The sequence below is a fragment of the Rhizobium sp. G21 genome, assembly GCF_014158035.1.
Lineage (GTDB): Bacteria > Pseudomonadota > Alphaproteobacteria > Rhizobiales > Rhizobiaceae > Rhizobium_E.
The window spans coordinates 626,318-652,317 of the sequence record NZ_JACFXW010000002.1 but is presented as its reverse complement, the minus strand read 5'-3'; the positions used below and the strand labels follow the sequence as shown (position 1 = coordinate 652,317).

The window sequence follows — 26,000 nt, the reverse complement described above, 5'->3', positions numbered from 1 at the left end:
TCCCCTTCTTGTCTTGAAAGGGATCGGCATAGACCAACGCCGCCAATCCCTTGGCTAACGAGGTCTCCCGGGCTTTTGTCCCGCCGTGCACCCGGCGGGATGTCTCCCCGCCGGTGGCTGCTCTCGGACCAGTCGCGCATTCTGCGCCGGAACCCTAGCGGCCAACTCAGCTAAGACGATGCAAGCGGCGGGCCAGTTTGCGATTGTCTAGGAAATCAACGTCTGAGACGGCGTGCTTTGCAGGAAGACGCCCATTCTGCCTATGCGATAGGCAACACAGGCGCAAATGGAGGGCGTTTGCCTGTCCACGGCGACTCCGCGTCTGTCTTCCCGGAACCGAGCAGCCGTGACAATTCCGCAAAGCCGCCGCGATTCGCGGACAATTCCGGCTCAACACCGCCACCTTCCCCGTCTCTTCTCAGGAAAAATAACGAAGGGACAACAGCCATGCGCATCACACTCGTCAACGCTCCGCATCCGTCGATCGGCAGCAGAATTCCGGATGATCACCTGCCGCCTCTCGGCCTGCTCTCTATCGGCGGGCCGCTGATCGATGCCGGGCATGATGTTAGACTGGTGGATGGCGATCTCAAAAACCTCTCAGTCGACGCTCTCGTCGCAGAAACGCTCCGGCATGAGCCGGATGCGGTCCTGTTCGGACATTCCGGCTCCACCTCCGGACATCCGGTCATCCGGCTCGCCGCGCAGCGGATCGTGGCGCTAAGACCCGAGATCACCATCGTCTATGGCGGCGTCTTCCCCACCTATCACTGGCGGGAAATCCTGACAGAAGAGCCCTATGTCACGGCCATCGTTCGCGGCGAGGGCGAGGAGACAGCGCCGAAGCTAATCGCAGCTTTGGCCGAGGGCGCCGATCTCTCCGCAATTCCCGGCATTGCCTATCGCGCAGGCGAATGCATCCGATCCACGCGTCCCTCGGCGGCCATCGCCGATCTCGACGCGCACCGGATCGGCTGGGAACTGATCGACCACGCCGATTACAGCTATTGGGGCGGCAAACGGGCTGTGGTGGTGCAGTTTTCGCGCGGCTGCCCGCATTTGTGCAATTATTGCGGCCAGCGCGGCTTCTGGACCCGCTGGCGGCATCGCGACCCGGTGCTGTTCGCCAAGGAGATCGCGCGGCTTCATCGCGAGGAGGGCGTCGAGGTCTTCAATTTCGCCGATGAAAACCCGACCTCGTCGCGCAAGGCTTGGCTGGCTTTTCTCGAAGCGCTGATTGAGGAAGACGTGAAAGTGCTGCTGGTCGGCTCGACCCGCGCCGACGATATCGTCCGCGACGCCGATATCCTGCATCTCTACAAGAAAGCAGGCGTGATCCGCTGGCTGCTCGGCATGGAAAATATCGACGAATCGACGCTCGATCTCATCAAGAAGGGTGGCTCCACAGCGAAGGACCGCAAGGCGATCGAGCTGCTCCGGGCGCATGGGATCATTTCCATGGCCACCTGGGTCGCCGGCTTCAAGCAAGAACGCGACGCCGATCTCTGGCGGCTGTTCCGGGTGCTCTTGGCTTACGATCCGGACCAGATCCAGGCGCTGTACGTCACGCCGCACCGCTGGACGCCCTATTTCCGCATCGCCGCCGACCGCAAGGTGATCCAGCTCGACCAGCGCCGCTGGGACTACAAGCATCAGGTGCTGGAAGCCGGCCTTCCCTCCTGGCGGCTGACGCTGTGGATGAAGACGATCGAAGTGATGATGCAGGCGCGGCCCAAGGCGCTCGCGCGCATCCTGTTTCATCCCGACAAGGAGGTTCGCCACGCCATGCGCTGGTACACCAGGATGGGCCGGCGCGTGTGGTTCTTCGAATGGAAGAATTACCTGTTCCGTGACAAGCGCATCAAGGATGGCCCGCGGCTCGACGCTTTCTGGGGCGAGCCGCAGGATGCGGAAGAGGAATCCATGCTTCCGCCTCCAAGGTCGCCGCGCGCCGCCCGGGAGCGACGCGCCGCAGCAGGTTGATTATTCTTCCTCGGCGACCGGCGCCTGATCGCGCTGGCTGATGATCTCGCGCTTGCCGACATGGTTGGCGGCGCCGACCAGGCCTTCCTTCTCCATCCGCTCCACCAGCGAGGCGGCGCGGTTATAGCCGATGCCGAGGCGGCGCTGGATATAGGAGGTGGAGCATTTCTTGTCGCGCAGCACTACCTTGACGGCCTTGTCGTAGAGATCGCCGTCGTCGCCGCCCATGTCGGTCTTGTCGAACACGGCCTGGTCCTGCTCGGCCTCGCCGTCATCCTCTTCGTCGGTGGTGACGGTGTCGAGATAGTCGGGCTTGCCCTGGCATTTCAGATGCGAAACGACCTTTTCGACTTCCTCGTCGGAAACGAAGGGGCCGTGAACGCGGACGATGCGGCCGCCGCCGGCCATATGCAGCATGTCGCCCTGGCCGAGAAGCTGTTCCGCGCCCTGTTCGCCGAGAATGGTGCGGCTGTCGATCTTCGAGGTCACCTGGAAGGAAATGCGGGTCGGAAAGTTGGCCTTGATCGTGCCGGTGATCACATCGACCGAAGGACGCTGCGTCGCCATGATCAGATGGATGCCGGCGGCGCGGGCCATCTGGGCGAGACGCTGGATCGCGCCTTCGATCTCCTTGCCGGCGACCATCATCAGGTCGGCCATTTCATCGACGATCACCACGATATAGGGCATGGGCGACAGGTCCATGTCGCGCGTCTCGTGGATCGCCTCGCCGGTGCCCTTCTCGAAGCCGGTCTGCACCGTGTGCGACATGGTCTCGCCGGTCGCGCGGGCCTGTGCGGCGCGGGCGTTGTAGCCGTCGATATTGCGCACGCCGAGGCGCGACATTTTCCGGTAGCGCTCCTCCATCTCGCGCACCGCCCATTTCAGCGCAAGGACGGCCTTTTTGGGATCGGTCACGACAGGGGTCAGCAGATGCGGGATGCCGTCATAGACCGACAATTCCAGCATCTTCGGATCGACCATGATCAGACGGCATTCTTCCGGCTTCAGCCGATAGATGAGCGACAGGATCATGGTGTTGATCGCCACCGATTTGCCGGAGCCGGTGGTGCCGGCGACCAGGAGATGCGGCATCTTGGCGAGTTCGGCGATGACGGGCTCGCCGCCGATGGTCTTGCCGAGGCAAAGCGGCAGCTTGAAGCCGGTCTTGGAGAAATCCTGGCTGTCGATCAGCTCGGAGAAATAGACCGTTTCGCGGGTGGCGTTCGGCAGTTCGATGCCGATGACATTGCGGCCGGGCACCACGGCGACGCGAGCCGACAGCGCCGACATCGAGCGGGCGATATCGTCGGCTAGGCCGATAACGCGCGAGGATTTGACGCCTGGAGCGGGTTCGAATTCATAGAGCGTGACAACGGGGCCCGGGCGGACATGGATGATCTCGCCGCGAATGCCGAAGTCTTCTAGCACGCTTTCCAGAAGCCCGGCATTGCGCTCGAGCTGCTCCTGCGACATCACGAAGCCCTGACGTTCGGGCGGATCCTGCAGCAGTTCGCGCGGCGGAAACTCGTAGGAGCCATCGGCGGCGCGGCTGAAGCCGATCGCCTCGATCGAGAAGGGCATGGCGACCGGAATGCCGCCGGACGGACGAACCGGGCTCAGCGCCTTCTGCGGCGCGGCCGCGCGCGGCGGGGCCGGCGGCTCGGTCATATCCTCGACAATGATGGGCGCTGGGGCCGCCACAACCGGCGCAGCGGCGATGGCCGGCGCAATCACGATCGGCGCCTGAACGGGGCTAGGGGCAACTTTGGGCGCAGCCGAGCGGGCGCCGCGCGCCCAGGGGAAGGCCATCTTGGGAGCAGCCTCAACGGCAGGAGCCTCCGTCGTCTCGACCGGTTTCAGAGCGAGACCCGAAGCAGCGAGCGGATCGACGGCGGCCTGCGGCGCGGACACCGCCGCACCCGGCGACGTGCTAACTGCCGGCCGCATTGACAGAGCCGGCTGCATCGGCGCGACCCGCGCTTGCGGCGCGGCAGCCTGCTGAACGACTGGCTCGATCTTGAGTGGCTGCCGCTGGACGGGCGCTGGCGGCTTGGTGATCGGTCGAAGCTCGGCATAGATTACCGGCGGCGGCGCGACCGCATCCTCGTCCTGCTCCAGCGCTTCCCAGAAAGCAAAGTCCGAAAGATGCGACATCGCCGTCAGTGGACCGGACGCAACGACAGGGGCCGGCGCAGTCTGCACTGGCTGGACGGGCGTGATCTTGAGCGGCGTTGCGGTCGGGCGGATTTCGATCTTCGGCTCGGCGGCATAGGCGCGCGCATCCATCCGTCCGGTCAGCAGCATCGCGGTCTGAAAGTCGGCGTCGCCGCTCTGTTCGGCGGACGTTAGCTTGATCGCAGGCGCGACAGGTGCGCGCAGAACCGGCTCCGGCTTCGGCGCCGGCGCCACAGAGACTTCCAATTTGGGAGTTTGAGCCTCGGCCTGAACTTGAGCCTGACGCTCGGCAGCGGCGGCGCGGGCGGCGCGGATCTGCGGCGCAAGCAAAGGTGGGCGGGACGGCGACGGCGCGGTGACGGGGGCCTTGGCGACCACAGGCTCAGGCGCAGTTGCGATCACGGGTTCAGCCGGCTGAGGCAGCACGCGCGGCGCGGCGGGCGCGACCATGCCGCCGGCGGAGGATTCGATCGCCTTGGCGGCTTCGGCATCGAGCGAGCCGGAATCGGTGGTCAGAAACACCCGCTCGGGGGTGCGGGTGAAGCGGACATTGGGCGCGAGGAAGAAATGATTCTCCCAGTCGGTCGCCCCCTGGCTCTGCCGCATCTTGCTGGCCATCTCGCGAAGTTTTTCAAGACTGCCGGCGCCGGAGGTTGAAGATTGCAGGCCGTCCGGCGCGGCTCCCTGCTCAAGATCAGCGATTTGGGCAGAGGTAAGATTGGTTCTCGGCAGACGCATGAACTTCGATCACTCATTGAAGGAATTTGAACACCATCATTGATAGGAAATGAAGGTTAAAATTCCATTTCGGAGGCTCATGCCGGCGGTCTCAAGACGGCGCGTCGACAGGGGTCCAAACAGCTGAAAATCCCGCGCATCGCAAGACGCGCCCACGCATAACCTCAGTTCATGCATCTGATTTTCAACGATAATTGCTATCCGTAAAGATGGTCGAAAATTTTGGAGCGAATTTTTGAGACGTGGCGCGCATGTTTCGGCTTTTGGCTCACGCGCCCATGGCAATGGTTAACGGGCGGTCGAGGCGATTGCAGCTCTTTCACCCGAGATCAACCGTGCAATCGGCCCATGCTGCTCTGCGACCCTGGCCTTCAGCACAGCGAGGGGTTGCGGCTCGTCCTTCACGAATTCAATGAACATCATGTTGAGGTTGTTGAACAGCACTTCCCCGACCGCGCGGGCCGACACCGCAGCGCCCACCAGACGCCGCGCCTGCAGCGTCTCGATCAATCGCACCATCTGGGCGGACAGGCGCTGGTCGAGTTCGGTGTAGGCTTTCGACAGCGGCGTATCCGGCTGCTGGATGGAGATCGCCATGGCCGCCCGCCACATTTCCTTGGAGAGATAAAACAGCGAGTGGTCGAAATACTGATCGACCAGGCGATTGACCGCCTTCTCGACATCGGCGGGGGATCGGCGACGATCGCCTCGCCGGCGTCCAGCACCTCCGTCACCTCCATATTGACGGTGGCCATGAGAATGTCGCCCTTGTTCTCGTAGTAATTATAGAGCGTGCCGACCGAAACCTCCGCCATATCGGCGATATGCTCCATGCGGGCGTGGTCATAGCCCTGCTCGCGAAACAGCCGGGTCGCCGCCTCGAGAATTCGCTTTTCCTTATCGGCTTTCTTCCTCTCCCTGAGACTCGTCATTCTTCTCCCGCACGGCCTCCTGAACCGGTTCATTTTCTATGTTGACTTAAAAAATGAATTCGTTCAATTTTTTTCTCAAGGCGCCGCGACGAGCGCCAGACTGATCGAAACCATTCGTTCAACCAGAGGGAAGATCATGAAAAGCCAAGTCACGGGCGCGCGCGTCCGCAGCATGCTCATGTCAACCGCCGCCATTATGCTCGGCCTTTCGGCCACGGCGCGTGCGCAGGAAGAACTGAACGCGCTGGTCTGGTGCGACCACACCGATCCGGCGCTGATCGAACCCTTCGAAAAGGCCAACGACGTCAAGGTCAATCTCAAGGAATATGAAGGCACCGGCGCGGGCCTTTCCATCGTCGAACAATCGCAGCCCGGCGATTGGGACGTGTTCGTGGTCGATGGCGTCGACGTGCCGCGTGTCTCGGGCATGGGCATCCTCGCGGAACTACCCAAGGACAAGCTGCCGCTCGGCGATATCTTCCCTGAAGTCCGCATGGACGAGAACAATGGCAAGGACGGCAAGATCTACGCCGTCACCGAGAAATTCGGCTACAACACCATTTCCTACGACAAGACCAAGGTCGATCCCGCCGACATGGAGGATCTCTCCAAACTCTGGTCGGAGAAATACAAGGGCCGGATCGCCGTTTACGACTATTATCTCCCGCTGATCGGCATCACCGCCATCGAGATCGGCAAGAAGACGGCCGGCCTCGCCGAAGCCGATCTCCCGGCCATCAAGGACCGCCTCATCGCGCTCAAGAAGAACGCGCGCCAGGTCTCCGACGTCGTCTCCTCGCAGACCGCGCTGGTGTCGGGCGAAGTCGACATCATCCTCGGCGGCGGCGAATGGGTGACGGCCGGCCTGACGGCGGAAAAGCCCAATCTCGACTGGACCGTGCCGAAGCAGGGCGCGGTGCGCTGGTCGCAGTCGATCGGCGTCTTCAAGGATTCGACCAAGCAGGAACTGGCGCTGAAATTCGTGCAATATATCCTGAGCCCCGAGGGTCAGGCGCGGCTCGCGACCTCGTCCTGCTATTGGGCGATGCCGGCCAACCAGAGAGCTGGCGCTGTGCTGAATGATCAGCAAAAATCAGCGCTGCGCTGGGACAAGCAGGCCGGCTATCTCAAGAACACCCAACTCTATCCGGTCGTCAACGCCGACCTCGACGGCAAGATGCAGGATATCTGGACGGAAATGCTGCAGAATTGACGTTTCGGCGCCATCTGTCATCGTCCGCGCGCGCTCAGGCGCGGACGATCGATCCCTGTGCGAACGCCTCCCTAAGAGTGACGTCCCATGTCATCCACCGCATTCGAACGCGCCGAACGCCGACGAGGCTGGGCCTTCACCTTGCCCGCGCTCGGCTTCACCGCGCTGTTCTTCGTCATCCCCTTCCTGTTCATGGCGGTGATCAGCCTCTGGACCCGGCAGGGCCGCGAGATCGGTCCGCCCTGGACCGGCGTCAATTACATGGCCTTCCTGACCAAGGAGCCGATGTACAAGGCGCTGTTCGTATCGCTGGAAATCACTGCGACGGTGACGATCATCTCGATCCTCATCGCCTATCCGCTCGCCTTCATCATCGCCGAAATCGTGCCGGCGCGGTTTCGCCGCCTGGCGCTCATTCTCGCGGTGCTGCCTTTCTGGACCTCCTATGTGGTCCGCTCCTATTCCTGGCTGCTGGTTCTGTCCAAGGGCGGGGTGGTCAATGAGACGCTGATGACGCTCGGCCTAGTGTCCGAACCGCTGCAACTCTCAGCCAATCGCGCCGGCACGGTGATCGGCTTCGTGCATTTCTTCGTCATGCTGCTGACGCTGACGATCTACGCCAATCTCATCCAGCTCTCGCCGAACTATCGCCGCGCCGCGGCCGATCTCGGCGCAAATGCGTTCCAGACCTTCTGGCATGTGATCCTGCCGCTGACGCTGCCGGGCGTCATGGTCGGCGCCTTCCTGACCTTCGTGCTCTGCATCGGCGATTACATCACGCCGCAGATCCTCGGCGGCAACAATGAGCTGACGCTGCCGCAGATCATCATGATGCAGTTGGGACGCCGGGCGGATTTCCCGCTCGCCGCCGCGCTGTCGATCGTGCTGATGGCTGTCGTGGTCGTCGCCTATCTCGCCGCCGCCCGCTGGCTGAAGATGGAGAGAAACTGATGCGCCGCCTCACGCTTCTTCTCTCCGCGCTCTACATGGCCGCCGTCTACATCTTCATCTTCCTGCCTGTCGCGGTGCTGGTAATCTTTTCCTTCCAGGACGGATCGCTGCCGGTGCCGCCGCTGCATGGGCTGACGTGGCGCTGGTATGGGGAAGTGCTGAGCGATCGCGGCTTGATGGACGCGCTATTTAATTCGCTGATCGTCGCGATTGTCTCCTCGCTAGCATCCTGCCTTCTCGGATTTCTCGCCGCTTACGGCCTGGCGCGACATAGGCTGCCGGCCTCGGCGCTGATGCGGGGCCTGCTCGCCGCACCGATGTCGGTGTCGACATTGATCATCGGCCTCGGCCTCCTGGCGCTGTTCAATCGCTTGGGCGTGCCGCTGTCTCTGTTCACCATCGGCGTCGGCCATGTCGTCATCAACATGCCGCTCTGCTTTGCGATCATCTACGCCTCGATGGGCGGCCATCAGGTCAATATCGAACGCGCCGCCCGCGATCTCGGGGCGCGGGAATGGCAGGTCGTTGCGCTGGTGACCGCGCCGATGCTCGCTCCGTCGATTCTTGCGAGCTTCTTCCTGTCGGTCACCTTCAGCTGGGATGAATTCATCATCGCCTTCCTGCTCTCGCGCTTCGACGTCACGCTTCCCGTCGAAATCTGGAGCATGCTGCGCTCGGGCCTCAATCCCAAGACCAACGCCATCGGCAGCCTCGTCTTCCTCGTGTCGATCGCGCTGTTGTTCCTCGCCGAATTCACGGTGTTCAGAAAAGCAAGGACACGTTCATGACCGCCGATCTGTCGATCCGCAACGCCACCCGCGTCTTCGGCCAGTTCATCGCGCTCGAACATGTGTCACTGGAGATCGAGGCGGGGAATTCATCGTTTTGCTCGGCCCATCCGGCTGCGGCAAGACCACGCTTCTGTCCATCCTCGGCGGCTTTCTCGAACCTTCCGAGGGCGAAATCCATATCGGCGGCCGCGACATGACGCATGTGGCTCCGTCGAAACGGCCGACGACGACCGTCTTCCAGGATTATGCGCTCTTTCCGCATATGACGCTTCTCGCCAATGTCGGCTTCGGCCTGCGCATGCGCGGGCAGGAGCGGAATGTTCGCGACGCCAAGGCGCTGGATTTCCTCGATCTCGTCGGTTTGCGGGCCTCCGCCTCCAAGAAACCGCATGAACTGTCCGGCGGCCAACGCCAGCGTGTGGCGCTCGCCCGCGCGCTCGCCGTCGATCCCGACGTCATGCTGCTCGACGAACCGCTCGGCGCGCTCGATCTCAAACTCCGCCGGCAGATGCAAGATGAGCTGAAGGCGATTCAGAAGCGAGTCGGCACCACCTTCGTGCATGTCACCCATGACCAGGAAGAAGCTATGGCCATTGCCGACCGGATCGTGGTGATGAACAAGGGCCGCATTGAGGATTTCGGCGCGCCCTCGCGCATCTATCGTCGCCCCCGGTCGCTCTTCGCCGCCGGCTTCATGGGCGAAGCCAACATAATCCCGGCCCGTATCGCCGCGCTCGACGCGACCGAGATGGCGATGGAGACCGCATTGGGCCGGCTTGTTCTACCGCGCGACGCCTTCACATCAGGCGAACCCGTCGCGGGACAGAATGCAACGGTGGTGATCCGGCCGGAACATTTCCGCGGCGAAGGGCAGGGGGCCTCGGTCGATCTCGGCGAAGCCTTGGTAGAAGACGCAGCCTTCTTCGGAACGCATCAGCGCTGCCATTTGCGCTCGACCCGCTCAGCCGATACGGTCCTCGTTGCGCATCTGCCTCAATCGGCGGAGCCGAAGCGCGGCGACAGGCTGATGCTGGCGGCGCCTGCCGAGACGATCGTCGTGCTTCCCGCCGAATGAGGTCCGAGATGAAGAGAGTGAAGCCCGAAGACTGGTATGCGACCCGCAGGCTCGCCGACGGCGTGACCGCCATTTCCGAGCCTTTCATCCAGGAATTCTACCGTTGCAACATCTGGCATGTGCGCGGGCGGGATCGCGACATGCTGGTCGACAGCGGCATGGGCGTGGTGTCGCTCCGGGAATGGGTGCCATTGGTGACCGAGCGCGACCTGATTGCGGTGGCGAGCCACACGCATTTCGACCATATCGGCTGCCACCACGAATTCGAATGCCGCGCGGTGCATGCTGCGGAGGCGGATCTGCTCGCCAACCCTACCCGCGCCAACACGCTCGCCGACCCCTATGTGACCGACGATATTTTCGACGCGCTGCCGCCAGAGCCCTATTGCTCGAAATGCTACGGGGTCAAAGCCGCGCCCGCGACCCGCATTCTCGAAGACGGCGACATCATCGATCTCGGCGACCGTTACTTCGAGGTGATCCATACGCCGGGCCATTCGCCGGGCGGGATAGCGCTGTACGAGAAGGCGACGGAGATGCTGTTCTCAGGGGACATCGTTTATGACGGGCCGCTGATCGAGGACACCTATCACGCCAATCCCGATCATTACATCGCCTCGATGAAACGACTGCATGACCTGCCGGTTCGGCTCGTGCATGGCGGGCATTTCCCGAGTTTGGACGGCGCGCGGCTCAAGACGCTGATCCGCGATTGGCTTGATGGCAAAGGGCTGACACCCTAATCCTCGGCTCCGTCCACCACGTAGAAACAACAAACTGCGGCCGCGCGGCGGAGAATGACATTCATGGATACAAAGATCGCCGTGATAGGCGCGGGCCTTGCTGGTCTCACTCTGGCCAGCCGGCTTCAAAGCGTCGCAGACGTCACGCTATTCGAGAAGAGCAGGGGCCTCGGCGGCCGTATGGCCGAACGGCGCCGCGGCGACCATCGCTTCGATCACGGCGCGCAATATTTCACCGCGCGCGATCCCGCCTTCCTGTCGTTGACCGCCGAGATGACGCGCCTGGGCGCGACTGCGATGTGGCCCGTCATGATCGACGATCGCCGGCCGGGCGCGCCCGTTTCGTCCGAAGCGCGCTATGTCGGGACGCCCGGCATGAACGGAATGGCCCGCAGGCTCGGCCGGGGTTTGAACATCACACTCGAGACGGAGATCTCGGCGATACAACCAGACGATCGGCGCTGGCTGCTGGTCGACAAGGCTGGCGCCGCGCTCGGCGTCTTCGACTGGGTGATCTCGACCGCGCCCGCACCGCAGACCGCCCGGTTGATGCCATCGGAATTCTCCGCCGGCGCCCGACTCGCTCAGGTCCGCATGAGCGGATGCTTCACGCTGATGATCGGCCTCGATCGCGCGCCCGAGCTGAACGCCGAGGCGATCCGCGCCCATCATCCCGTTGTCGGCTGGATCGCGCTCAACAGTTCCAAGCCCGGCCGCGACGGTCCGCCCTGCTTGGTCGTCCATAGCCGCAATGACTGGGCCGACACGCATATGGAAAACGACCGCGATTGGATCGAGAAAGAACTCCTCGCTGGAGTGGTGGAACTCACGGGAGAGGATTTTTCAAACGCCCCGCATCGCGATCTGCATCGCTGGCGCTTCGCCAATGTCGAGACGCCGCTCGGCGCGCCGTTTCTAATCGATGCCGGGCTCGGATTGGCCGCCGCGGGCGACTGGTGCCTCGGCGGTCGCGTCGAATGCGCCTTCCAGAGCGCAAGCAGCCTGTCGCAGGCGATCGCAAAACACTTGGGAGAAACATGACCATGTATGGCGAGAAGCGGCTGACGCAGGCGCTCACCTATAGCGGCGGGATTCCCTTTGTCGGGCTCGCTGTCATGGCGGCGGCGGGTTTCGAGAAGGATTGGGCTGTCAACGCCTTCATCGCCTATGGCGCAGTCATAGCCGGCTTCATGGGCGGGACGATCTGGTCGCAGGCGCAAATGACGGATGTGGAGACGCGAAAGCTGCTGGCGCTCAGCAATGTCGCAGCGCTCGTCGCCTGGGCTGCGCTCATCGTGCCGGGGCCGCTCGGGTTCGGCCTGGCCCTGCAAGCCGGAGCCTTCGCGCTGCTGCTCGGTCTAGACTGGCGGATCCGGAAGGCCTCGGCCCAGCCGGAGTGGTATTTCATGCTTCGCCGCAATATCAGCGCCATCGTCATCGCCTCTTACGGACTGATGGCGCTGGTGGCCTGAACGAAACCGGCCGCCCGAGGGCGGCCGGCGCATTCGTCTGTGGTCACCGCGCCTTGCGCTGCCGGTCGGCCGGCTCGATCAGTTTGTTGAAATAGAGCGCGATCAACGTGCAGAGGGCGCCCGACAGCAGATAGTAGCCCACGAATTCCAATCCATAATTGGCCGCGAGGCTGAGGGCCACGAGCGGTGCGAAACCTGCTCCGACCAGCCAGGCGAGGTCGGAGGTGAAGGCTGCGCCGGTATAGCGGTAACCGCGCGAGAAGCGCGACGACACCGACCCCGTCGACTGTCCGAACGACAGGCCGAGCACGCCGAAGCCGATGATGACGAAGGCGTCATGGCCGGCTGAACCGCTGCCGAGCAGCTTGGGGCCGAGGAACGAAAAGGCGGCGATGATCACGGCGGCGATGCCGAGCTGGCTGCGGCGGCCGATCTGGTCGGCCAACAGGCCGGAGGCGATGACGGTGAGCACGCCGACGGCGGCGCCGATCACCTGCACCCAGAGAAAATCGGAAATCGACTGTTCGCCATAGAGATTCATCCAGCTGAGCGGGAAGATCGTCACGAGATGGAACATCGCGAAGCTCGCCAGCGGGACGAAGGCGCCGATCAGGATGTCGCGGCCATGCAGACGCAGCACGTCCTTGATGGGCGCCGCGCTCAATTCGTTCTCTTCGAGCAGATCGCCGAATTCCTGCGTCATGACAATCCGGAGGCGTGCGAACAGCGCTACGACGTTGATGGCGAAAGCCACAAAGAACGGGTAGCGCCAGCCCCAGCTCAGGAAATCCGCCGAGGCGAGATTGGCGACGAAAAAGCCGAACAGCGCGCTCGCCAGCGCAAACCCGATCGGGGCGCCGAGCTGCGGCACCATCGCGTACCAGCCGCGCTTGTTCTCCGGCGCATTGAGCGCGAGCAGCGAGGCCAGACCGTCCCAAGCGCCGCCGAGCGCGAAGCCCTGACCCAGCCGGAACAGCGCAAGCAGATAGATCGACGCGACGCCGATCGATTCATAGCCGGGAAGGAAAGCGATGGATGCCGTCGAGCCGCCGAGGATAAAGAGTGCGATCGTCAATTTGGTGCCCCGTCCATAGCGACGGTCGATCGCCTGGAAGATCACCGAGCCGACGGGACGGGCGATGAAGGCGAGCGAGAAGATCGCGAAAGAATAGAGCGTGCCCGTGAGCCGGTCGGGCGCGAAGGGAAAGAACACCTGCGGGAAGACCAGCACCGATGCTAGACCATAGACGAAGAAATCGAAGAATTCGGACATGCGCCCGAGAATCACGCCCAGTGCGATGCTCCCGGGCGACACCGGCTTGTCGTCATGGATGTGCCGGGCGTCGCGTTCGAGCGCCGATGACGAAGGACCGTCATAATGGGTTGCTGTGTTCATTTTTCTCTCCTCCTACGCTCCTGTGACAAAGCGTCCCGAGATGATCATGATCAAGTTCACAGCGATATCAAGGCCCAAAAGTTCAAAAAGTTCACTTGCGATTGCATTAGCGGGTGAAAAGATGCGCCGTTCCAGCGCCATCTATCTCACGGGAATGGCGGCGCTTTTCCCTCATCGTTTGACGATTGTCATCCGGGTTTCAAAAATACAGCTTCGGCGCCCCTGATTGGCCATCTCGCGCAATGTTAGAATATTGCAGTTTGCCGCAGCGCGATATTTCTTCCGCAATGCGACAAGACACCGCATTTTGTTAACGTCTCGTGTGGTTTAGGCGCGGCTTGACATAAATCAAAGAGGTTCGAGAGACGTGCAAAAACTGCTGAAGTTTTCCTGTCATCTCCTTGGTCTGACAATGCTTCTCGCTTTGGCAGGATGCGACATGGTCGTCATGTCTCCTTCGGGCGATATCGCCATGCAGCAGCGGGATCTGATCCTGGTGTCGACCGGGTTGATGCTTCTGATCATCATTCCGGTGATCATCCTGACGCTCTATTTCGCCTGGCATTATCGCCGAAGCAATGAAAAGGCCGTCTACGCCCCCGATTGGCATCACTCGATGCGGCTGGAAGTGGTGATCTGGGCCGCGCCGCTGATGATCATCATCGCGCTCGGCGCCATCACCTGGATCTCGACCCACAAGCTCGACCCCTACCGCCCCCTCGACCGCATCGACGCCAGCCGGCCGGTGCCGGCCGACGTCAAGCCCCTCGAAGTGCAGGTCGTCGCGCTGGACTGGAAATGGCTGTTCTTCTATCCGGAACAGGGCGTCGCAACCGTCAATGAAATGGCGGCCCCGATCGACCGGCCGATCACCTTCACGATCACCGGCACCTCGGTCATGAACTCCTTCTACATCCCGGCGCTCGCCGGCCAGATCTATGCGATGCCGGGCATGCAGACCAAACTGCACGCCGTCATCAACAAGGAAGGCGTTTTCGAAGGCTTCTCCGCCAATTACTCCGGCTCGGGCTTCTCGCATATGCGCTTCAAGTTCCATGCGCTCGGCCAAGACGGCTTCGACCAGTGGGTCGCGACCGTCAAGTCGCGCGGAACCATGCTGAACATGGACGCCTATTTCAAACTCGAAAAGCCGAGCGAGAAGGTGCCGCCGACCTATTACGCCGGTTTCCAGCCGGATCTCTTCCACCGCATCGTCAATCTCTGCACCGCGCCCGGCTCGGTCTGCGTCGACGAAGTCATGCATATCGACCGCATGGGCGGCGGCGGCAAGGAGCCCGAAGTCTCCCGCGACCAGCTGCGCTACGACAATCGCTACACCGATTTCTATGAGAAGTTCCACTATACGCAAGGACCCCACAAGGACGCCGAAGCGCTCAACGGCCTGAACCCGACCTTTCCCGCCACCGGCAATCCGGCCAAGTCCGAGGAAGCGCCCGAGGGAACGGCAACCGGCGCACCCGAGCCGGCGCCCGCCGAAGCCGCTCCCTCCCAAGGCGCGCCAGACGGGGCCCAGCCGCAAAGCAACGATCCTGCGCCCGCGCAGATCAATCCTTGACACGGCGTCTCAGCGCCCCATTCGATGAACGGACGAGACATCCATGTTTTCCGATCCTGAATTCCTGAAACTCATCTTCGGCCGGCTGACGCTGGACGCGATCCCGTATCACGAGCCGATCCTCGTCATGACCTTCGCCGGCGTCGCCGTGGGCGGCGTCGCGCTGTTCGCCCTCCTGACCTATTTCAAGGTCTGGGGCTTGCTGTGGCGCGACTGGCTGACATCCGTCGACCACAAGAAGATCGGCATCATGTATGTGATCCTGGCGCTTGTCATGCTGCTGCGCGGTTTCGCCGACGCGCTGATGATGCGCGGCCAGCAGGCCATCGCCTTCAACGGCAATGAGGGCTTCCTGCCGCCGCATCACTACGACCAGGTCTTCACCGCCCATGGCGTGATCATGATCTTCTTCATGGCCATGCCCTTCGTGACCGGCCTTATGAACCTCGTCGTGCCCTTGCAGATCGGCGCGCGCGACGTCTCCTTCCCGTTCCTCAATAACTTCTCCTTCTGGATGACGGCGGCGGGCGCGGCGATCATCATGATCTCGCTATTCGTCGGCGAATTCGCGCGCACCGGCTGGCTGGCCTATCCGCCGCTGTCGGGAGCCGATTACAGTCCCGGCGTAGGCGTCGACTATTATATCTGGGGCCTGCAGGTGGCGGGCGTGGGCACGACGCTGTCGGGCATCAACCTGATCGCCACCATCGTCAAGATGCGCGCGCCGGGCATGACCATGATGAAGATGCCCGTCTTCACCTGGACCTCGCTCTGCACCAACATCCTGATCGTCGCGACCTTCCCCATCCTGACGGCCACCCTCGCTCTGCTGTCGCTCGACCGTTACGTTGGCACGAACTTCTTCACCAACGACCTCGGCGGCAATCCGATGATGTATGTCAACCTCATCTGGATCTGGGGCCACCCCGAAGTCTACATCCTGATCCTGCCCGCCTTCGGCATCTTTTCGGAAGTCGTCTCGACCTTCTCCGGCAAGCGCCTGTTCGGCTACGCCTCGATGGTCTACGCCACCGTCGTCATCACCATCCTCAGCTATCTCGTCTGGCTGCATCACTTCTTCACCATGGGCGCCGGCGCGAGCGTGAATTCGTTCTTCGGCATCACCACGATGATCATCTCGATCCCGACGGGCGCGAAGATATTCAACTGGTTGTTCACCATGTATCGCGGCCGCATTCGCTTCGAAGTGCCGATGTACTGGACGCTCGGCTTCATGGTGACCTTCGTCATCGGCGGCATGACCGGCGTTCTGCTCGCGGTTCCTCCGGCCGACTTCGTGCTGCACAACTCGCTGTTCCTGATCGCGCACTTCCACAATGTGATCATCGGCGGCGTGGTGTTCGGCCTGCTCGCCGGCGTGAACTTCTGGTTCCCGAAAGCCTTCGGCTTCAAGCTCGATCCGTTCTGGGGCAAGCTGTCCTTCTGGTTCTGGCTCATCGGCTTCTATTTCGCCTTCATGCCGCTCTATGTGCTCGGCCTGATGGGCGTCACCCGCCGCCTCAGCCAGTTCGAGGATCCCTCATTGCAGATCTGGTTCGTGATCGCCGCCTTCGGCGCGGTGCTGATCGCCGCCGGCATCGGCTGCTTCGTGATCCAGTTGGTCGTGTCCTTCTTCAAGCGCGAAGAACTGCGCGACGTGACGGGCGATCCCTGGAACGGCCGCACGCTCGAATGGTCGACCTCGTCGCCGCCGCCGGACTACAACTTCGCCTTCACGCCGGTCGTGCATGACAGCGACGCCTGGTATGACATGAAGAGCCGCGGCTACAGCCGTCCGCTGGAAGGCTTCAAGCCGATCCACATGCCGAAGAACACCGGCACGGGCGTCATTCTCGGCGGTTTGAGCGTCGTCCTCGCCTTCGCCCTGATCTGGTACATCTGGTGGCTCGCGGCCGTGTCCTTCATCGCCATCCTCGCGGTGTCGATCGGCCACACCTTCAACTACAAGCGCGATTACTACATCCCCGCCGATGAAGTGATCGACACCGAAGCCAAGCGCACCGCGCTTCTGGCCGCCAAGGGGTAATCATGAGCGCGCATCCTCAAACCTCGACCGACAAGCCGCAGTTCTACCTGACGGAAGATCACCATCCGGAGAACAGCACCAATCTGGGCTTCTGGCTCTACCTGATGAGCGACTGCCTCATCTTCGCGATCCTGTTCGCGACCTATGCCGTGCTCGGCCGCAATTATGCGGCCGGCCCGTCGCCTGCGGATCTGTTCGACCTGCCGCTGGTGGCGATCAACACCGCCATGCTGCTGTTCTCCTCCATCACCTATGGCTTCGCCATGCTCCGGATGGAAAAGGGCGACAAGAGCGGCACGCTGCTCTGGCTTGGAATTACCGGTCTGTTCGGCGCGGCGTTTCTGGGTCTCGAACTCTATGAGTTCCACCATCTGATCCATGAGGGCGCAGGCCCACAGCGCAGCGCCTTCCTGTCGGCCTTTTTCACGCTGGTCGGCACCCATGGTCTGCACGTGACCTTCGGCATCATCTGGCTGATCACGCTGATGGTGCAGGTGTCGATGCATGGCCTGATCCATGAGAACAAGCGTCGCCTGATGTGCCTGTCGATGTTCTGGCACTTCCTCGACGTCGTCTGGATCGGCGTCTTCTCTCTCGTTTACCTGATCGGAGTCATCGGATGAGCGCGCATTCTCACGGACATGAAGACGCCATGGAAGCCCACCATGCCCATAGCCATGGGCATGAGGCCTCGCATGGCACGTTCAAGAGCTATATGACGGGCTTCGTGCTGTCGGTCATCCTCACCGCGATCCCGTTCTATGTGGTGATGGCTGATGTGTTCGGCGACAACAAGCTCGCCGCCGGACTGGTGATCATGGGCTTCGCCGTCGTGCAGATCGTCGTCCACATGATCTACTTCCTGCATATGAACCTGAAGTCGGAAGGCGGCTGGACCTTTATGGCGCTCGTCTTCACCCTGCTGCTGGTGGTGATCGCACTGACCGGGTCGCTCTGGGTCATGCATCACCTCAACACCAATATGATGCCGATGTCGCCGGACATGATGCGCAACGTCCCATAATCGGGCCGCGACATCGGGCGTATAAGCTCAGCGAAGCCGCGGCTCACTCTTGCGCCGCGGCTTTTTGTTTGGAGAGACGACATGACCAAGCGCATTCTGCTTCTCGGCCTGCTGGGCCTCGCCTTCCTGACCTTCGTCGGCCTCGGCGTCTGGCAGATCGAACGGCTGCAATGGAAACAGGATCTCATCGCCCGCGTCGACGCCCGCATCCATGCCGCCCCCGTCGCCCCGCCTGAGACGGCGACAGGCGACGACGAATATCGCCGCATCCGGATCGCCGGAACCTATATCGCCGACGCCGATACGCTGACCCAGGCGGTGACGAAACTCGGGCCCGGTTTCTGGGTGATGACGCCGATGACGAGCGAGGAGGGCCGCGTGATCCTCGTGAACCGCGGCTTCATTCCGCAGGATCTGAAAGACCAGACCGCCTACGCCGCGCCGTCGGGCGCAATCAGCGTGACCGGGCTTCTGCGGTTGACCGAGCCGAAAGGCGGCTTCCTGCGCGACAACGATCCGGCGGCCGGACGCTGGTTCTCCCGCGATGTCGTGGAAATCGCCCGCGCGCGCGGCCTGTCGTCCGTCGCGCCATTTTTCATCGATGTCGAGGCTGCCGCCAAGGGCGCGGCGAACGCCTATCCGGTGACCGGATTGACGGTCGTCGCCTTTTCCAACCACCATCTCCAATATGCTCTGACCTGGTTTGCGATGGCCGCCTTGACCATCGTCGGCGCCATTGTCGTAACCCGACGCGGGGACAGCGACGAGGGCTCCGCCTGAGCGCGACATCGTATGCCCGCGTCGTGATGATTCCATTTGCAATCTCCGCAAAAAGAGGATTGAAAGGCCGCGCACAAGGCATATTCGTCCCATGATCTCGACACCCACGCTTGGCGACCACCAAAACGAAGACATGACCGCGGCGAAAGGCTGGAAGCCGAAACTCGACACCGCGCCGCTTTATCTTCAGGTCGTCCGCCACATCGAGGGCAAGATCAACAATGGCGACTATCCGGTCGGCTCGCTGCTGCCGACCGAAAAGGAGATGGCGGAAACGCTCGGCGTCAGCCGCCAGACCATCCGCCAGGCGATCGGCATGCTGCGCAATCAGGGTCGTCTTTCAGCCCGGAAAGGCGTGGGGACGAGGGTCGAAGCGGGGTTCAACCCGGCGCGGGCCCGGTTCATCGCCCAGTCCCGTTCCGAACTGTTCGAGATCGCCGCCGAAACCGAATTCGTGATCTCGTTCAAGGAAGAAATTTCCGCACAGGGCAGGCTGGCGGTCGAGCTCGGCTGCCGCCCCGGCCGCAAATTCCTGCATATGGCCGGAATTCGCTATCCCACAAATCGCAGCAAACCATTTTCCTGGAACGAAATCTATGTCGACGCGCGGCTGTCGGCGGCGGTCAAGGATCTCGACATCGCCCGCAGCGCGATCTTTCACTACATTGAACAATATACCGGCGAGAAAATCCAGGAAATCGAGCAGGATATCAAGCCGATGGCGCTCAACGAAGAGATCGCCGCCCGGCTCGACGCCAAGGTCGGCGATCTAGCGCTGGTGGTGACCCGCCGCTATTACGGCTCAGGGCGGCGGCTCCTGGAATATGCCTTCCAAGTTCTCCCCGCCGAACGGTTCACCTATACGACCACGCTTCGCGCCGAGAACTGATCCAGTTCAGGCGATCGCGACTTTCGCCTCTGCGCGACGGCGCGCGGCCGCGGCGTATTTTTCGGCGATCACGGCGCAGGTCATCAGTTGGATCTGGTGAAACAGCATGATCGGCAGCACGATCGAGCCGATTATCGGCCCGGAGAACAGGGCGTTGGCCATCGGCACGCCGCTCGCCAGGCTCTTCTTGGAGCCGCAGAAGACGATGACGATCTCGTCCTCGCGGTTGAAGCCCAGCGCCTTCGATCCCCAATAGGTCAGCGCCAGCACGATCGCCAGAAGCAGCACATCGATGACGGCGACCACGGCGAGATCGCGCAGCGAAAAATCGCTCCAGACGCCTTCGATCACCGCATGGCTGAAAGCGAGATAAACGACCATCAGGATGGAGCCGCGATCGACGGGCAGAAGAAGGTTCTTCTTCGACCGCACCCAGTCGCCGACCCAGGGCTGCAGGATCTGGCCGAGCACGAAGGGTGCGAGCAATTGCAGCATGATCTTTTCCAGACCGCCCAGTGAAAAGCCGCCGCCGCCATCGCCCAGCGAAAACAGCAGATAGACCAGGAGCGGCGTCAGGAACATGCCGATGATGTTGGAGGCCGAGGCCGAGCAGACGGCTGCCGGCACATTGCCGCCCGCCATGGAGGTGAAGGCGATCGACGACTGCACAGTGGACGGCAACACACAGAGATAGAGCAGGCCGAGATAGAGCGGCTGCGGCAGCAGGCTTTCCGGCAGCATGCCGAGCGCCAAACCCAGGAGCGGGAAAACGATGAAGGTCACCGCCAGGATCACCAGATGCAGTCGCCAATGCAGCATGCCCTTGATCACCGTCTCACGCGACAGCCGGGCGCCATGCAGGAAGAACAGCAGCGCAATGGCGATGTCGGTCGCGACCCCGAACCAATCCGCAAAGGCGCCGCTGGCCGGCAGCAGCGAGGCGATGATGACGGTGGAGATGAGCATCAGCGTGAAGCTGTTGGGAATATAGCGGCGCATGGCGGAATCCTTCTGACGCGGCAATTGTCGATCATCACGATTCGCAATACAAGAAATAATAGTCATCATGGAGCGCAATAAGCATGTTCGACCTCGTCCAACTCCGATCGTTCGTCGCCGTCGAGGAGACGGGCAGTTTCACGCTGGCCGCGGAGCGGCTGGGCCTCGGGCAATCCACGGTCAGCCAGCATATCCAGAAACTCGAAACTGTTGTCGGCCGACGACTATTCTCGCGAGACACGCAGCGGGTGGCGCTGTCCGGTGATGGCGAGGCGATGATCGCCTATGCGCGGGATATTCTGGCCATCGCGGGCCGCGCCGAACGCCACTTCCGCGCGGGCGACCTTCGCGGCCGCATCCGCTTCGGCGTCTCCGAAGATCTCGTCAACAGCCAGTTGCCGCTGATCCTCGAAGGCTTCGCCCGCTCCCACCCCTCCGTCGATCTCGAATTGACGGTGGCGCTGTCCGGACCGCTGTTCCAGATGCAGGACAATGGCGAGATCGACCTGGTGCTCGCCAAGCGGCGATTGGGAGAAACCCGCGGCGCACTCCTGCATCGCGAACCGCTGGTCTGGCTGGCCCGTGATCCCGACCACTCCCTGATGCAGACGCCATTGCCACTGATCGCCTTTCCCTCTCCGAGCGTCACCCGATCGATCGCGCTCGAAGCGCTGAACAAAGCCGGCGTCACCTGGCGGATCAGTTGCACCTGCGGCAGCCTCAGCGGGCTGACCGCAGCCGCCAAGGCCGGAATGGGCGTCTTCGTGCAGCCGCGCAGCCTCGCGCCGCCGGGCCTGCGCGAGATCCCCGCCGGTCGCCTCCCCGAACTCGAAGATGTCGAATTCGTGCTCGTCGAGCGCCGCGGCGCCGACAAGGCGCTGACCTCGGCGCTCAGCGAAGAGATCATGCGCAAGGCGATCAATCTGCGCGCGGCGCCCTGACGTCGCGATGCGTCCTTGCGTCCGCCACGGTCGCAGCGGTAGTTTGCGGCAAACAGGAATCGCCTCGCATGACCAGCGCCTATGACATCCTCGACCGATTGATCGCTTTCCCGTCCGTCAGCAGAGACGGCAATATCGATCTCATTCGCTATATCGCCGATGCGCTGGCGGCGGCGGGCATTGCCTCGCGTCTCTTCCCGCATGAGAATGGCGACCGCGCCTCGCTCTTCGCCACGATCGGCCCGGAAGGGCCGGGGGCATCGTGCTCTCGGGCCATACCGACGTCGTGCCTGTCGATGGCCAGGCCTGGACCGTCGACCCTTCCGCATGAGCCGCAAGGGCGACCGCTTCTATGGACGCGGGACCACCGACATGAAAGGCTTCATCGCCTGCGCCATGGAGGCGGCCGTCGCCGCCACAGAGCGCCGGCTGACGCGGCCCTTGCATCTCGCTTTTTCCTATGACGAGGAAATCGGCTGCGTCGGCGTACGCCCGATGCTGGATGAGCTCGCCACCGCCGGCATCGATCCGGAATGGGTGCTGATCGGCGAACCCACCGCCATGCAGGTCGCCACCGGCCATAAGGGCAAGACCGGCGTCAAAGCCTATTGCACCGGCCATTCGGCCCATTCGGCGCTCGCCCCCACCGGCCTTAACGCCATCTATATGGCGACGGAGCTTCTGGCGGAAGTGCGCGCGATCCAGGCCGACATCGAAGCCTCCGGCCCCCGTGACGACGACTACACCGTGCCCTACACCACGCTGCATGCCGGCGTAATTCAGGGCGGCACCGCGCTCAATATCGTGCCCGACGCCTGCCGTCTCGATTTTGAAATCCGCAATCTCGCCGGCGACGACCCCATGGCCTATATAGCCAGGTTGTTCGACAAGGCCGAGCGGATCACCGCCGAGGGCCGCAAGCGCTTCCCGGAAACAGGCATCCGTCTAGACATCTTCAACACCTATCCGGGCCTCAATGTCGATCCGCGCGGCAAGGCGACCGAGGCGGTGAAGTCTCTGTCCGGCGGCGAGCAATTCAAGGTCTCTTTCGGCACCGAAGGCGGCTTGTTCGAACAGGCATTCGGCGCGCCTTCGATCGTCTGCGGTCCCGGCGATATGGAGCAGGGCCACAAGCCCGACGAATTCATCGACCTCAGCCAGATGGAAGCCTGCCGGACCATGCTCGGCAAAATCCTCGACCGGCTGACCTGACCTTCATTCCAGCGGATAGTCGCCGGGCCGCCAAGCGGCTCGTCGCTTCATGGAAATATATTAAACCAGTCGGTTGACAATTATGCGCCGATCGCGCACATTCAACCATATGGTTGAACATAATACACAACAGATGGATCAGATCTTCCACGCTTTGTCGGATGCGACGCGCCGGGGCATGCTGGCGGCGCTCGCCTCGGGCGAACGCAGCGTCGGCGATCTCGCCGCGCCGCACGACATGTCGCTGGCCGCAGCTTCCAAGCACATCAAGGTGCTGGAAAGCGCAGGCCTAATCCGCCGGGAGGTGAGGGGGCGCACGCATGTCTGCCGGCTCGATCCCGGGCCTTTGGCGCGGGCGCATGAGTGGCTGGCGATCTACCAGCGCTTCTGGACCGATCGTCTCGATATTCTCGAAAATCTGCTGCGGACGGACCGCGGCGGCGATGGAAATGCAACAAAGGGAGAGACCCGATGAATGAGCATGCCAAACTGAACGCCTATGCCGCCGTCGTCGAACAAGCGACCTTGAAACTCGAACGCCTCTTGCCCGGCCCCGCCGAGCGCGTCTGGTCCTATCTTACCGACAGCGAGCTGCGCCGCCAGTGGCTGGCGTCGGGACCGATGGATCTCACGATCGATGGGCCCATCGAACTGGTCTGGCGCAATGACGAGCTGACCAGCCCTCCGGGCCAGCGTCCCGAGGGTTTCGGGGAGGAGCATCGCATGCAGAGCCGTGTGACGGAAGTCGATCCGCCGCACAAACTCGCTTTCGCCTGGGGTCCCGGCGAAGTCAGCTTCACGCTGGAGCCCAAGGGCGAGGATGTTCTGCTGACGGTGATCCACAAGCGCATCAGCGACCGCGCCAATATGGTCAAGATCGGCGCCGGCTGGCACGCGCATCTCGACATCCTCAAAGCGCGGCTGGAAGCAGCCGATCCGAAACCCTTCTGGAATGTTTGGTCGCGCCTGCGCGACGAGTACGAGACGATGATTCCGGCATGAAGCGGCTGGGGCCGGAGCTATCCGGCCCCGCAACATTTCTTGAATTTCTTGCCTGAGCCGCAAGGACAGGGATCGTTGCGGCCGGAGGCCGTGGCCGCGGGCTGCGACGCCCGGCCGACATCGCCGCGCATATAGCGCCAGCCATCCGCAAGTCTCTGGAATTCAGAGGTTTCCGTTTGCGAAAACAGCCGGCCGCCCTCGCGATAGCGCACGGTGAACCGCACGGTTCCTTTCTCATCCTCCTCGCCGCCGGCGCGGACGTCCTCGATCGTCAGGCCCAGCCATTCCGTCTTTGCGATAGACAAAGCGAGAGAGGCGCGATGGAAGGCGAGCCTCGCCTCTCCGGCGCAGGTCCGCTCAATATGGTCGAGATCGCCGCGCGTGAACGCCGTATAGCGCGACCGCATCAGGCTTTCGGCCGTCGGCGCAGGCTTGCCGGCCAGATAGGGGTCGCAACAAGAGATTTCGAACCGGCCGGAGCCGCAGGGGCAGGCGATCATGAAGGCCTCGCGCATGGATAGACCTTCCGCCCTTAGCGCCTTGCCGCGACCTTGGCCAGTCCCGATCAGTCTTGGCGCGCCGCGATGTGCTCCGCCAGATATTTGGCGTCATGCCAGACGCCCCAGATGAAGGGCGAAGCGCGGCGGGAGAGCCAGGGAAGGCCGAGGAAATAGAAGCCGGGGACAGCGGAGACGCCGCGATGATGAGAAGGGCGTCCCCGTTCGTCCATCACGTCGAGCTTCAGCCAGCCATAATCGAGCGTATAGCCCGTCGCCCAGATGATCGAGGTGACGCCGGCTTCGGCAAGATCGAGGTCGAGGACCGGGTCTTTGACGCAATTGGGCTCCGGACCGATGATCCGGGCTTCGGGCTCTTCCGGGAAATCCAGGCCCTCCCGGGCGATATAAGCGTCGGCGGAATCGAGCACCGAAAGATAATCGGCGTCGCCCATGGCGATGTTCTTCGCTAGATCATCAGCGAAATGCAGCACGCCATTTTCATAGTACTGGGCGCGGCCGACCAAGGTGATGCCATGGCTTGCGAGGACGCGGAAATCCACCGTATGGCCGCCGCGCGCGCCGCTGACGGCGATGGTGACATGTTCGAGCGAGGGATCATTGGCCTTGACGTCCCAGAGACCGAGAGCCCCGAGCCACCAGACGAAATCCTTGCCGCGATAGCTGCGCGGCGGCCGATTATGCGGCCCCACCGCGAGATAGACTTTGCGACCGGCGCGCGCCAGTTCATCGGCGATCTGCACGCCCGAGGAGCCGGCGCCGATGACGATGACGCCGCCCTCGGGAAGCTCTGACGGATTGCGATAGGAGGACGAATGGATCTGGGTGACTCCGCTCGAGGCTGGAATGAGAGCGGGAAACACCGGCTTCTGAAACGGGCCGGTGGCGGAGACGATATTACGGGCTTCGAACACGCCTTGATTGGTCTCGGCCGTGAAGCCGGACCCATCGGGCTTGCGGCCGAGCGCGGTCACTTCGACGCCGCAACGAACCGGCGAACCATTCTCCCGCGCATGCGCTTCGAGATAGCTGACGATACTGTCCTTGCCGGCGAAAGCCTCCGGGGCGATGTCGTCAAAGGTGCGGGTCGGGAAACGGTCATGCCAGGCGGGACCGTTGGCCACGAGCGAATCCCAGCGCTCGGAGCGCCAACGTTCGGCGATGCGATTGCGCTCCAGCACGAGATGGGGAATTCCCGTCTTGGACAAATGCTCGCTCATCGCAATTCCGGCCTGGCCCGCCCCGATGATGAGTGTGTCGATGGTTTCCACCGTCATGAGGCGGGCTCCTTTGCCGAAATCCTGAAAGCCGGCCTGTCGCCGGACGAGGAAAAGGCTAACCGAGCCGATTGGTTCGGGAAATGATGATTTATTTGACATCTGATTTGGATATTTCGAATTAGCGGCGTATACTGAAAACCAACGGCATATCCTCATTGTCCTAAGCAATGGAGCAGCCTGCTTCGGTTTTCCTGACGCAACGGCGACGGAAAGCCTTCTTTCCTCTCTTGCAAACATCGGTTCCTATGCCGCCAGCACCG

General features: G+C 62.4%; 25 protein-coding genes, 1 pseudogene and 1 riboswitch. Of the genes and pseudogenes, 20 read left to right on the top strand and 6 right to left on the bottom strand.

From position 1 onward, the window contains the following. Positions 1-62: 62 nt before the first annotated feature. A riboswitch (guanidine-I (ykkC/yxkD leader) is annotated at positions 63-169 on the bottom strand. Positions 170-447: 278 nt separating this feature from the next. Further along, a complete protein-coding gene (gene bchE, locus H2O14_RS24270) occupies positions 448-1,983 on the top strand; it encodes a magnesium-protoporphyrin IX monomethyl ester anaerobic oxidative cyclase (protein WP_182829905.1) in 1,536 nt (511 codons plus the stop codon). Here bchE and H2O14_RS24265 read toward each other — a convergent pair whose 3' ends face one another. After that, the gene (locus tag H2O14_RS24265; protein WP_246697749.1) at positions 1,984-4,779 is read right to left on the bottom strand and encodes a DNA translocase FtsK; all 2,796 of its coding nucleotides are present in this window, start codon (positions 4,777-4,779) and stop codon (positions 1,984-1,986) included. Between the two features lie 408 nt (positions 4,780-5,187). Then, on the bottom strand, positions 5,188-5,496 hold the full coding sequence (locus H2O14_RS28090) for a hypothetical protein (RefSeq protein ID WP_246697748.1): 309 nt from the start codon (positions 5,494-5,496) through the stop codon (positions 5,188-5,190). A gap of 39 nt (positions 5,497-5,535) precedes the next feature. Here H2O14_RS28090 and H2O14_RS29100 point away from each other — a divergent pair, with 39 nt between their 5' ends. The 8 genes and pseudogenes from H2O14_RS29100 (at position 5,536) to H2O14_RS24225 (ending at position 12,076) form a co-directional block, all read left to right on the top strand. Then, positions 5,536-5,679, top strand: coding sequence for a hypothetical protein (locus H2O14_RS29100; RefSeq protein ID WP_312858725.1), 144 nt, complete (start codon positions 5,536-5,538; stop codon positions 5,677-5,679). Between the two features lie 288 nt (positions 5,680-5,967). Continuing rightward, positions 5,968-7,044, top strand: a complete 1,077-nt coding sequence (locus tag H2O14_RS24255) for an extracellular solute-binding protein (protein WP_182829903.1) — start codon at positions 5,968-5,970, stop codon at positions 7,042-7,044. Between the two features lie 87 nt (positions 7,045-7,131). After that, positions 7,132-7,995 carry an ABC transporter permease gene (locus H2O14_RS24250; protein WP_137155102.1) on the top strand — a complete coding sequence of 288 codons (864 nt, stop codon included), beginning with the start codon at positions 7,132-7,134 and terminating at the stop codon, positions 7,993-7,995. After that, positions 7,995-8,783 carry an ABC transporter permease gene (locus H2O14_RS24245; protein WP_182829902.1) on the top strand — a complete coding sequence of 263 codons (789 nt, stop codon included), beginning with the start codon at positions 7,995-7,997 and terminating at the stop codon, positions 8,781-8,783. Before H2O14_RS24250 ends, H2O14_RS24245 begins: the two co-directional genes overlap by 1 nt. Further along, positions 8,780-9,861, top strand: a pseudogene (locus tag H2O14_RS29640) (ABC transporter ATP-binding protein). The gene H2O14_RS24245 and the pseudogene H2O14_RS29640 overlap by 4 nt, the downstream one beginning before the upstream one ends. Positions 9,862-9,869: 8 nt before the next feature. Continuing rightward, the gene (locus tag H2O14_RS24235) at positions 9,870-10,604 is read left to right on the top strand and encodes an MBL fold metallo-hydrolase (protein ID WP_182829901.1); all 735 of its coding nucleotides are present in this window, start codon (positions 9,870-9,872) and stop codon (positions 10,602-10,604) included. Positions 10,605-10,667: 63 nt separating this feature from the next. Further along, the gene (locus tag H2O14_RS24230) at positions 10,668-11,645 is read left to right on the top strand and encodes an NAD(P)/FAD-dependent oxidoreductase (protein WP_182829900.1); all 978 of its coding nucleotides are present in this window, start codon (positions 10,668-10,670) and stop codon (positions 11,643-11,645) included. Next, a complete protein-coding gene (locus H2O14_RS24225; protein WP_182829899.1) occupies positions 11,642-12,076 on the top strand; it encodes a DUF3429 domain-containing protein in 435 nt (144 codons plus the stop codon). The genes H2O14_RS24230 and H2O14_RS24225 overlap by 4 nt, the downstream gene beginning before the upstream one ends. A gap of 43 nt (positions 12,077-12,119) precedes the next feature. Here the strand turns inward: H2O14_RS24225 and H2O14_RS24220 are convergent, their stop codons facing one another. After that, positions 12,120-13,472: an MFS transporter gene (locus tag H2O14_RS24220; protein WP_182829898.1), complete on the bottom strand. Its 1,353-nt coding sequence runs from the start codon at positions 13,470-13,472 to the stop codon at positions 12,120-12,122. A 46-nt stretch (positions 13,473-13,518) separates the two neighbouring features. Here H2O14_RS24220 and H2O14_RS24215 point away from each other — a divergent pair, with 46 nt between their 5' ends. From H2O14_RS24215 to H2O14_RS24185, 7 genes are all read left to right on the top strand, one after another. Continuing rightward, complete coding sequence (locus H2O14_RS24215; protein ID WP_182829897.1) at positions 13,519-13,698, top strand: hypothetical protein; 180 nt, start codon at positions 13,519-13,521, stop codon at positions 13,696-13,698. A gap of 141 nt (positions 13,699-13,839) precedes the next feature. Then, positions 13,840-15,048: a ubiquinol oxidase subunit II gene (cyoA, locus tag H2O14_RS24210; RefSeq protein ID WP_182829896.1), complete on the top strand. Its 1,209-nt coding sequence runs from the start codon at positions 13,840-13,842 to the stop codon at positions 15,046-15,048. Between the two features lie 43 nt (positions 15,049-15,091). Further along, positions 15,092-17,095 carry a cytochrome o ubiquinol oxidase subunit I gene (gene cyoB, locus H2O14_RS24205; RefSeq protein ID WP_182829895.1) on the top strand — a complete coding sequence of 668 codons (2,004 nt, stop codon included), beginning with the start codon at positions 15,092-15,094 and terminating at the stop codon, positions 17,093-17,095. Positions 17,096-17,097: 2 nt separating this feature from the next. Then, on the top strand, positions 17,098-17,718 hold the full coding sequence (gene cyoC / locus H2O14_RS24200; protein WP_182829894.1) for a cytochrome o ubiquinol oxidase subunit III: 621 nt from the start codon (positions 17,098-17,100) through the stop codon (positions 17,716-17,718). After that, positions 17,715-18,119 carry a cytochrome o ubiquinol oxidase subunit IV gene (cyoD, locus tag H2O14_RS24195; RefSeq protein WP_182829893.1) on the top strand — a complete coding sequence of 135 codons (405 nt, stop codon included), beginning with the start codon at positions 17,715-17,717 and terminating at the stop codon, positions 18,117-18,119. Before cyoC ends, cyoD begins: the two co-directional genes overlap by 4 nt. An 81-nt stretch (positions 18,120-18,200) precedes the next feature. Next, the gene (locus H2O14_RS24190; RefSeq protein ID WP_182829892.1) at positions 18,201-18,899 is read left to right on the top strand and encodes an SURF1 family protein; all 699 of its coding nucleotides are present in this window, start codon (positions 18,201-18,203) and stop codon (positions 18,897-18,899) included. Between the two features lie 91 nt (positions 18,900-18,990). Further along, entirely contained in the window at positions 18,991-19,788 is a 798-nt protein-coding gene (locus tag H2O14_RS24185; RefSeq protein WP_182829891.1) for a GntR family transcriptional regulator, read from the top strand. Between the two features lie 6 nt (positions 19,789-19,794). Here the strand turns inward: H2O14_RS24185 and H2O14_RS24180 are convergent, their stop codons facing one another. After that, positions 19,795-20,787 carry a bile acid:sodium symporter family protein gene (locus tag H2O14_RS24180; RefSeq protein WP_182829890.1) on the bottom strand — a complete coding sequence of 331 codons (993 nt, stop codon included), beginning with the start codon at positions 20,785-20,787 and terminating at the stop codon, positions 19,795-19,797. A gap of 83 nt (positions 20,788-20,870) precedes the next feature. Between H2O14_RS24180 and H2O14_RS24175 the strand changes: the two genes are divergently transcribed. The 4 genes from H2O14_RS24175 to H2O14_RS24160 all read left to right on the top strand — a co-directional run bounded on the left by H2O14_RS24175 (position 20,871) and on the right by H2O14_RS24160 (position 23,942). Continuing rightward, complete coding sequence (locus tag H2O14_RS24175; protein ID WP_182829889.1) at positions 20,871-21,728, top strand: LysR substrate-binding domain-containing protein; 858 nt, start codon at positions 20,871-20,873, stop codon at positions 21,726-21,728. A gap of 327 nt (positions 21,729-22,055) precedes the next feature. Next, a complete protein-coding gene (locus tag H2O14_RS24170; RefSeq protein ID WP_312858714.1) occupies positions 22,056-22,940 on the top strand; it encodes a M20/M25/M40 family metallo-hydrolase in 885 nt (294 codons plus the stop codon). A gap of 109 nt (positions 22,941-23,049) precedes the next feature. Next, positions 23,050-23,415, top strand: a complete 366-nt coding sequence (locus H2O14_RS24165; protein ID WP_182829888.1) for an ArsR/SmtB family transcription factor — start codon at positions 23,050-23,052, stop codon at positions 23,413-23,415. Then, on the top strand, positions 23,412-23,942 hold the full coding sequence (locus tag H2O14_RS24160) for an SRPBCC family protein (RefSeq protein WP_182829887.1): 531 nt from the start codon (positions 23,412-23,414) through the stop codon (positions 23,940-23,942). Before H2O14_RS24165 ends, H2O14_RS24160 begins: the two co-directional genes overlap by 4 nt. A 17-nt stretch (positions 23,943-23,959) precedes the next feature. Here H2O14_RS24160 and H2O14_RS24155 read toward each other — a convergent pair whose 3' ends face one another. Next, positions 23,960-24,457 (bottom strand): YchJ family protein, encoded by a 498-nt coding sequence (locus H2O14_RS24155; RefSeq protein ID WP_246697747.1) that lies wholly within the window; start codon positions 24,455-24,457, stop codon positions 23,960-23,962. A gap of 50 nt (positions 24,458-24,507) precedes the next feature. Then, positions 24,508-25,737, bottom strand: a complete 1,230-nt coding sequence (locus H2O14_RS24150) for a flavin-containing monooxygenase (RefSeq protein WP_182829886.1) — start codon at positions 25,735-25,737, stop codon at positions 24,508-24,510. Positions 25,738-26,000: the final 263 nt, after the last annotated feature.